The organism is Streptomyces macrolidinus, assembly GCF_023887685.1.
GTDB lineage: Bacteria > Actinomycetota > Actinomycetes > Streptomycetales > Streptomycetaceae > Streptomyces > Streptomyces macrolidinus.
On record NZ_JAMWMR010000017.1, the window covers coordinates 137,162 to 146,146 of the forward strand.

Annotated in this window: 5 protein-coding genes; 2 read left to right on the plus strand and 3 right to left on the minus strand. The window is 69.0% G+C overall.

Annotated elements, in window-relative coordinates; genetic code table 11:
• Window positions 1-58: 58 nt before the first annotated feature.
• The gene (locus tag NGF19_RS19560; protein ID WP_252426296.1) at window positions 59-2,092 is read right to left on the minus strand and encodes a TerD family protein; all 2,034 of its coding nucleotides are present in this window, start codon (window positions 2,090-2,092) and stop codon (window positions 59-61) included.
• Window positions 2,093-2,455: 363 nt separating this feature from the next.
• Between NGF19_RS19560 and NGF19_RS19565 the strand changes: the two genes are divergently transcribed.
• On the plus strand, window positions 2,456-2,854 hold the full coding sequence (locus NGF19_RS19565) for an effector-associated constant component EACC1 (protein ID WP_252426297.1): 399 nt from the start codon (window positions 2,456-2,458) through the stop codon (window positions 2,852-2,854).
• A 6-nt stretch (window positions 2,855-2,860) separates the two neighbouring features.
• Complete coding sequence (locus NGF19_RS19570; RefSeq protein ID WP_252426298.1) at window positions 2,861-6,754, plus strand: caspase, EACC1-associated type; 3,894 nt, start codon at window positions 2,861-2,863, stop codon at window positions 6,752-6,754.
• A gap of 140 nt (window positions 6,755-6,894) precedes the next feature.
• Here NGF19_RS19570 and NGF19_RS19575 read toward each other — a convergent pair whose 3' ends face one another.
• Both NGF19_RS19575 and NGF19_RS19580 read right to left on the minus strand, forming a co-directional pair.
• Entirely contained in the window at window positions 6,895-7,548 is a 654-nt protein-coding gene (locus tag NGF19_RS19575; RefSeq protein ID WP_252426299.1) for a GOLPH3/VPS74 family protein, read from the minus strand.
• Window positions 7,549-7,758: 210 nt separating this feature from the next.
• The gene (locus NGF19_RS19580; RefSeq protein WP_252426300.1) at window positions 7,759-8,880 is read right to left on the minus strand and encodes an acyltransferase family protein; all 1,122 of its coding nucleotides are present in this window, start codon (window positions 8,878-8,880) and stop codon (window positions 7,759-7,761) included.
• Window positions 8,881-8,985: the final 105 nt, after the last annotated feature.

Here is an 8,985-nt window from a genome sequence, read left to right on the forward strand (position 1 = left end):
CATGAGTCACAGGCCGTGGCAGCCTTGTGCGGTCCGATGGCCGAGCGATCGCCGGGTATCAGCCCGTCACCACCGGCGCCTCCTTGGACAGCGCGCGGCGAGGGGTCGCTCGATCCAGATGAACCACCACAGTGGCGTGGAATCGGCGCACCGCGTCGTCAACGCTGCGGATGAAGCCGGACTCCGCGTTGCCGCGGCTGCTCCCCATGCCTTTCGACAAGGAGAGACGGAAACCGGTGATACGGGTGCCACTGCCCTTCGGAAGCAGGTCCGCCGGCTCGGGCCGAAGCCGTTCCAGCGTGCCCCGCGGCCCGCCCGTCTCCCCTTCTACGAGGGTTTCGATGTGAAGGTCCGCCGGTGCCTCGGACAAGTGCCGGATGAGACGCTTCACCAAGGACAAGGGGTAGCCCTGCCCGGGTGCCGGTACCTCGATCGAGGTGCGCAGCTTGCTCGTACGGAGATCCGCGCTGATCGCCATGACACCGGGCATGCCCTCGATACGCACCTCCGCCTGCAGCTTTCCGTGGTAGCAGAGCTGATCGGCGAGATACCTCCGGCGTTCTTCGGGTTCCATTCCACGCTTGGCACGCTGAACAGGAAGTACCTTCTGCCCCAGTTCGCCACCCAGTCCGAGGCACACCTGCCGGACGAGTCGCTCCCAGCTCTCGACGACCTCCAGCGCACGCGGGTCTCCCTGGCACAGGGTTTCGTCATCGATTCCCTTGCGTACGGGTACCCAGGCGGGGCCCATGTTCTGGAAGCCGTGGCAGCCGGAGTTCTCGTGCTGCAAGTAGTGCAGCAACTCCTGGAGGAGCCAGGCGTGTGCCGCGTTGCCGACACCTTCGTGTCGAATCAACATCTGCGCCTGATGGGCGACTTCCGCCCATGAGAGGTGCCGAAGAGCCACCTTGTGTTTGCGCCGTCCGTCGATCTTGACGTCGACGAGAGGGCTGCCCTCCAAGGCGACGTCGTTCGACAGCGTGATCACGGCCTCGTAGCCACGGCGCGCGGCAATATCCATGTACGCCTGCACCTGATCGGCCTTGAGAGCATTGCCGTTGGTCTTCGCCTCGACCAACGCCGTCCACAGCTTTCCCGCCCGCTCGACACGGATCACTCCGTCGGGTCGTCGCGGTGTGTCGCCGTGCGGCAAGGTGACCTCGGTAAAGCTCTCCATGCGACCAGCCGGGGATCCGAACGCGGCAGTGAGTCTCCTGCCGAATTCCGGCACCTGCGCCATGACCGACAGCAGTAATGACGTGGCACGCATTTCACGATCCCGGTCACTCTTGAGAGCGGACACCGGGAACAGGCGTGCTCCTCTCCATGAGTCGTTCTCCGCCAGGGTCTTCTTGGCCACCTTGGGCAGGGTGACCTTCTTCTTGGCGGTACGAAGTCTCGCGGAAGGCTTCTTCGGCCCAGCGTCTTCGTCGGGTCGGCGAGGAGCCGGAACGGCTACCGGCGTCTCTTGCGGAGCAGGTTCGTCGGCCGCACCTGCGACAGCCCTGTCCGCCTGTTCATCATCCGCGACACTGTCCTGGGCTTCTGCCGCCGCGTCGTCATCGATGTCGACGCCGAAGTCCGTCGCCAGACCGGCGAGACCTGCGTCGTAGCCCTGGCCGATGGCGCGGAACTTCCAGTCTTCACCGCGCCGATAGAGCTCGCCGAAGATGATCGCACTCACCGAGTCGGCATCTTCGACGGTGAAACGGAGGAGGTTCTCACCGGCTCCGTCCGCCAACGTCAGCCGGACGCCCTCGAGTTCCCCGAAACGCGCTCCGCCGTACCGACTGGCGGCCACGACGATCCGGTCGACCTCGGGCGGGACCACGGTCAGATCGAAGCTGATCCGGTCTTCGCTTCCATCCGCCGTCGGCGTCTTGCCGAGAAGCTGCACACTTCCGTCGGCGGCAACCAGGTTGTTGTAGAAGTAGAAGTCTGTATCGCTGCGAACCTTGCCGTTCTCGTCCAGCAACAGGACGGATACGTCGGCGTCGCCTTCGCCTGTCGGACTCCCCCAGCCCAAACTGACGATCACCGAACCGGTGTTCTCACTCAGGGCTGCCAGAGTCACATTCGAGCCCTTGATCATTTCGCGCACACTGCCCCCAACCAACGCACCTGGGCACGGCCCCACCCCACCCAGCTACTTGACACGCGACACGATGTGATGTGCCGCACACGCGTAACTGTAGTACCGGGAGCGGCGCGTAACGGGCCGGACGGGCTCTTTGGGCGGGCGCCGCATGCCGAACGACAACAGCTCCGTGAGCAGTCAACGGCTCCGGCCGCGGAGCCATTCACTCGACATGAGGTAAATCGCGTTCACCAAGGGGCGGTTTCACGCCAACGGCCTGGACGGCACAGGCCTTACGGGCCTTCGGTGTCAGTCCCGGGCACTAACCTCGTTCGTCCGGCAAAGAGCCGACGAACCGAGGGGGAATGCAAGACCGCCATGCCCGACAACCACATCGGATATCGGATCTCCATCGTCGACGACGATCCGCTGCGCGCCCGCCGGGAGGCACGCGAACTCCTCGCCGCGCTCAGCGAGATGGATCCAGCAGCCACACTGGATCTCCCCGAACCGAGCCCCCCGAGGGGAGCCCTGGACAAGGGTGGTCCGTCCGCCGAGACCGTCGGGCTGCTGCTCAGCGCAGGCTCGTTCGTCGCCGCGCTGGTGCAGGTGTGGCTGGCGCGGGTGCCGCAGCGCACCATCCTGGTCAAGCGACCCGACGGGGCCACCCTGCACATCACCGGCAAGGAGGCCCACGAGGACGACACGCTGATCGAGCAGTTCCTCTCGGGCGACGGCGACGGCGACGGCCACGGCGACGACACGACGGCGGGCTGAGCTGCGATGACCGAGAACGATCGGTACGCCCTGCTCGTCGGTGTCTCCACGTACGACAACGACGCCTACCACGATCTCCCGGCCGTGCGTGCCGACCTGCATTACATGCGGGCGGTACTGCAGAACACCGAGATCGGCATGTACAACGAGTGCGAGCTGGCCCCCGAACCGACCCGCACGGAGATGCTGCACGCCATCGAGACGTTCCTGGAGGAGCGGCAGCCCAGCGAGACCGCTCTGCTGTACTTCAGTGGACACGGCGAGTTCTGCGAGCAGGACGGCCAGCTCTACTTCCTGACCCGGGACACCGACCCGAACGACCTGCCGGGCACAGCAGTACCGGCGGAGTTCCTGGAGCGGATGCTCCAGTCCTGCCGGGCGGCCTCGAAACTGGTGCTGCTGGACTGCTGCTCCAGCGGCTCGGTCGTCCAAGGCTGGACCGCGAAGGGCCCGTCGGAGGAACCGGCCCGTCCCACGCCGAGCACCCTGCTGCGACCGACCGGCGTGTACTTCATCACCGCATCCGACGCTCTCCAGGCAGCCTCGGCGATGGCGCCGCCCGGGTCCAGCCTCGGCACCTCCCGATTCACTGGGGAAATCGTCGAAGGCCTGCGCAACGGCTGGATCAAGGGCAGCGGCTGGATCAGCCCGGACGAGCTCTTCGACTACCTGACCGCCCAGATGACCCGCAACGGCGTGCCCGAGGAGCAGCGCCCCACCAAGTCCACTTTCAGGGCCACACGAAGCCTTCCGTTCGCGCGCTCGGTGGCACGTCCAGTACACATTCCGCCGCTTCCCGGCGACGCCACCGAGGCCGCCCGGCGCTCTCCCGCTCTGCTGAAGGCCCGGGAGCTGGCCGAGACGGACGAGCGGAACGGGGTCGACCGGCAGCGGCTGCTGCGGTACTACGCCGACTGCTTCACCGCGCAGGCCGCGGCCGGTATGCGGCCCGACCGGGACAGCGGCCGGAACACGAAGTACTTCCTGCTGTCCCAGGGCGAGGAGACCATCCAGTCCGGCCGGGGACCGCACATCACCGCGCCCGGCGCGCTGCCTCGACCACAGGGCGGACAGGCCGGCTCGGTCACCGACGCGGGGACCCGGCAGGAGTACTGGTACGGCTATCCGGCGATCACTCTTCCCGTGCGCGACGGTGGCCGGGGGCGCCGTGCGGCGGTGGAGCTGGCACCGCTCCTCATCCAGCAGATGGAACTCGCACCGGACGAGAACGGCCGGGATGTGCTCCGGCCCAGCGGCGTGCCGTCCCTGCACAGCGGCGTCGTCTCGGAACTCCTGGACGCGGGCGACGCGGCCGACCTGGTGGCACGCTGGCAGCCGACGTGGCAGGAGGGCAACGACGCCCAGATGCTGCGCGCCGTGCGGGAGTTGCTGGAGGAGCTGGGGCTGCCGGAACTCGAACCGCTGGACCCGTCCGCGCTCAGCGACCGGACGGTGATGCAGGCGCTGCGGCCCGGTGCGCACAACGCGGCCGTACTGCTGGTGCCTTCGGGTGCAGAGGCCACGGCCACCCAGGCCCTGGTGGACAATCTGCTGCAGATCTCGACGCGGACCGAGCAGATCGCGGGCACCGCCCTGGACGCGTTGCTGAACGGTGGGGCGCAGCAGGCGCTGACGGCAGCCGCGGTCACACCGGTTGCTCCAGGGCCGTGCAACGAGAGCCAGGAACGGGTGATCTCATCGGCGATGACGCGGCCTCTGACGGTGGCAACAGGGCCGCCCGGTACAGGCAAGAGCGAAGTGGTCACGGCGGTCGTCACCACCTGTGTCGCCGCCGGGCAGTCGGTGCTGGTCGCTTCCACGAACAACGAGGCCGTGGACGTCGTCGCCAAGCGCTGCGACGACATCGCTCCCGGTCTGTTGATGCGGACGGGCAACAAGGACGCACTGGAGCGGGAGGCGGCCAAGCTGGAGCGGCTGGTCGGGGAACCGGCCGGGTCACCGAGGCGAGGTTCGGCCACCGTGGGCGGCGACCTGCGTACTGCGCGAGGGACGGCCGACCGACTGCGAGCGGAGGCAGCACACCGCGTCGGTGAAGAGCAGCGGTTGCTGGAACTGCTCCGCGACCGTGAGGAACGGGCAGCGGCCCTGAAGCTGCCATTGCCTCTTCTCGAAGGCGCCTGGGCTGCGGACGAAGACCGCGTAGCCGCTCTGGAGCAGTGGGTGGGCAGGGCAAGGAAGTCGGCCGCGGCCCGCTGGTGGCTGCTGGGGCCATGGCGCCGCGGACGCGCGCTCACCGCGCTGGTCTCAGCGGTGTCCGAGGGCCCCGAGGGAGCCGGACGGGCATGGCCCGAGTGGGCGACGGGACGGCCCGTGCCGCCGGAACTGCTGGAGTCTCTGGCCGACACGGTGGCTGTCGAGCGGGACGTGAGACAGCTCGTCGACCGGCACATGGAATGGGACGAGGCAGGACTCGAGAAGTCCCGGCTGGCAACGGCTGGGACGCTGTCCGAGCTGTCGGCGGAGCTGTCCCGCGCACTGTCCGCCGAGGCGCTGGCGCGGGCCGCCGGACTCATGGGTCAGCGGCTCCAGTCGCTCCGCCGTCACTCGGGCTACCGGCGCAGCCAGAAGAACCTGATGGCACATATCAAGGGTTGGGCCGTCAGCACCCACTCGGTGGGCCGACTGGAACTCGCTCCGAAGCTGTTCGACCTCGTGGTCATCGACGAGGCGAGCCAGTGCTCCATCCCGTCGGTACTGCCGCTGCTGTTCCGGGCCCGCCGGGCGCTGATCATCGGAGATCCTATGCAGCTCGGGCACATCCCCGGCGTGTCGCCGCAGCAGGAGCGGCAGGCGCGCGTGAGGGCCGGGTTGAGCTCCGCACAACTCGAGCATCACCGTCTCACCTACCACGTGTACTCCTCGTACCATGCGGCCGAACAGCACGGCGACACCGCGCTGCTCCTCGACGAGCACTACCGCTGCCACCCTCAGATCGCGGACGTCGTCAACGGTCACTGCTACGCCGGCCAGTTGCAGGTGCTCACCGACGTACGACGGCAGGTACCGGCGCACGACCCGGTGGGAGCGGCCGACCCGGCCCCTGTGCTGGGCTGGGTCGACGTGCCGTCCGGCAGGTCGGCGCGCGGCGGCGACGGGCAGTCCTGGCGGAACGCGGCGGAGGCCGAGGCCGTCCGGCAGGTGGTCGAAGGGCTCCTCGCAGGGCTTCCGCATGACGCGACGGTCGGCGTGGTCACGCCGTTCCGGGCACAGAAGGAGGCACTGGCGCGGATGTGGCGGGACAACGACCGCGTCCGGGTCGGCACGGTCCACACCTTCCAGGGCGGACAGCGCGACGTGATGGTGCTCAGCCCGGTGGCCGCGCACAACACACCGCCCCGGACAGCGCACTGGGTCGCGAGCCAGGTCAACTTGTGGAACGTGGCGGTCACTCGGGCCAAGTCACAACTGGTCACGGTCGGGAGTCACGCCTTCTGGCGGGACCAGAGCGGTCTGCCTGCCCTCCTGGCGACACGCTCTGCACCGTTGGACGCGAAGGGTGCCGGCTGCGGCCGTGGCGCAATGGTGGGAACGGCCGACCCCGTGATCGGCATACACGAAGAGCTCACCGACCGTCTCCAGCAGTACCTCACCAGTCACGGCATCACCGATCTGGAGCGGGCCGCACAGGTGGGCGGGCACCCGGTGGACCTTCTGTTCACCGAAGCCGGGGAGAACACGGCGGTGTTGATCGACCCTGGTCCGCCGCCGGAAAGCGACCCGGCGCGGCATCTTCGGCTGGCCCACGCGCGGGGCGACCTGCTCACCGGGCTGCCCTCCGGAGGGCATGGGGCCAAGCCGTGCCTCGTGAGCCGGACCGTGCGGGTCCCCGCGTGGCGGATCCTGGCGGGTGAGGTGGCGCTGGCACCGCTGTTCGGGTAGCCCGGTTCCGGTGGCCGACCGCGTCGCGCTCAGCCGCCGGGCAGATCCCGCACGAGGTACGACCTGTGCAACGGTCCACGGTGGTTCGCGCGACGGCGGTGATCAGGACGCCCCACAAGCACCACGCGCTCAGCGCCCCCTCACCCCACCACCCCGGGCACGGCGGCCAGGAGCACCGTCACCGCGGCCAGGGCCGCTGATATCGCCCTGCCCACCGTCTCCACCGGTCCGAGGCCCGCCGCCACTTCCGCCATGTGCGGGGCCGTCTTCGCGGGATCCGCGTCCGGGAGAGCCAGGCCGTGCAGGCCCGCGTGGTGGAGCAGCGCGATCAGTTCCGCCGTCTCCTGTGTCGGGGACGTCTCCGTCAGTACCACCGCGGCCAGTTCGCCGCGCAGCGCGGCCGGGACCGACGGGTCCGTGACCGGGTAGCGGTAGGAGCCGAAGGCGCCCAGTACCTTGCGACCCTCCCGGCGCACGAGGCCCTTCGCCAGCAGGGCGGCGTAGGTGGCCGTCACAGCCTGGTCCCGTACGGCCAGGAGCCAGGCCTGGGGCTTCGCTTCCGGATGCTGTCGTATCCGGCCCATCATCAGCGACGCCAACGGCTCGTCCGCCGCGGGCGGTTGCCCCGCGATCAGCCGACCGTCGCGCTCCACCACTGCGCCAGACAGCACAAGCCGAAGCAGTGGGGCCGCCGCGACGGCGCATCCCACCCTCAACTGCTCCCGCGGCGTACCGTCCCGCTCGTCCAGCCCGAGCAGCACGATCCGCTCGCCCACCGTCAGTCCAGCGCCCATCGAACCCCCTTTCCCCTCCCAACGCACGGCGCACGCCGCTTGGTTCCGCGCCTAGCGGGCCGCTCTCAGCGGTGCGGTCGTTCCGACAGGCCCACGCCTCAGGGCCAGTACGACGGCTCGGGCAGCGGAAGCCTGAAGAATTCCTGGGAACTTCCCGGCCGGTCGGTACACAGCGAGCGGATGGACCTGCAGGACCTGTATCCCGGCAACTCACCGGGCCTGATCGGCCCTTCGGCGGGGTCGCCGGGCCATGGCCTCGACTCGGGCGAACACCGCGATCAACACGATGAGGACAGCCGTGGGGGCCAGCAGCCAGAACCAACGTTGCGCCCACCAGTGCGCGGACGGCTCCGCCAGGAGCGTATGGCCCAGGCCTTCGTAGGCCCACAACACGATGAGGTAGGCGGTCATGTGCCACAGGAACACGGTGATCGCCACCACGTTGAGTGCCACCACAGGCTTCCACACACCGGGACGGCGCAGCAGACGCGCGGCGGTTGGCGTGATCAGTGCCACAAGTCCGAGCTGGAAGACGGCGAGCGCCGCGATGGCCGCGTTGGTGGGGAAGATGTTCGACTCGACATCACCGACCTCCCCGACCATCGAGCGGGGGTAGCCCGCGAACACCGTCAGCACGACCAGGGCCAGCAGGCCGGTCCCGGTGATCGCCAGCCGCTGGGCCGGTGGCCGTCGGCCGAGCTGCCAGGTCCGCCAGGCGTAGCCGAGTTGGTGGCAGAACAACCACACCAACGCGACGGTCACCCATACGGCCCAGTCCAGACCGACGCCGCGGCCGAGCATGCTACCGACGGCGATGAACCCGGCGAGCGCGGCCAGGGTGCCGGTGCCGTGACGGACATGCAGGGTGGCGGTGACCGGCACGGCGAGGATCAACAGGCTGTACACGCCGAGGAACCACAAGGGCGTCAGGTAACCCGGGAACCACTGCCACATCCAGCGGTGGGGTCCCGGCAGGGTCGCGGCGATCAGTTCGCCGGCCAGCCAGACCCCCGCCCATACGGCGGTGGGCACCGACAACCGGCGGAGCCGGTCGATGACGAACCGTCCGGCGGGGTCCTTGTTCGCCCGTGTGCGTTGCCAGCCGGCCATGTTCGCGTAGCCGCCGACCAGGAAGAACACCGGCATGATCTGCAGTACCCAGGTGGCCAGCCAGCCACCGGGAACGACGTCGATCGGGTTGGGCATGACGAGGTTGCCGTCAGCGGTGCGATGGGTGACCGACAGCGTCCAGTGCCACACGGTGACGACCACGATGCTGAGCGCTCGGGCGGCGTCGACGACGCGGTCCCGGGATTCCGGTGTGGCGCTCACCAACCGGTCCAATGCGCCCGGGGGCCCGGGGGTACGGGCCCCACGGCGCGAGGGGGGCGTCACGACCGGTACAGCACGTCGATGTCCCCCGCGAAGTCCTGGAGC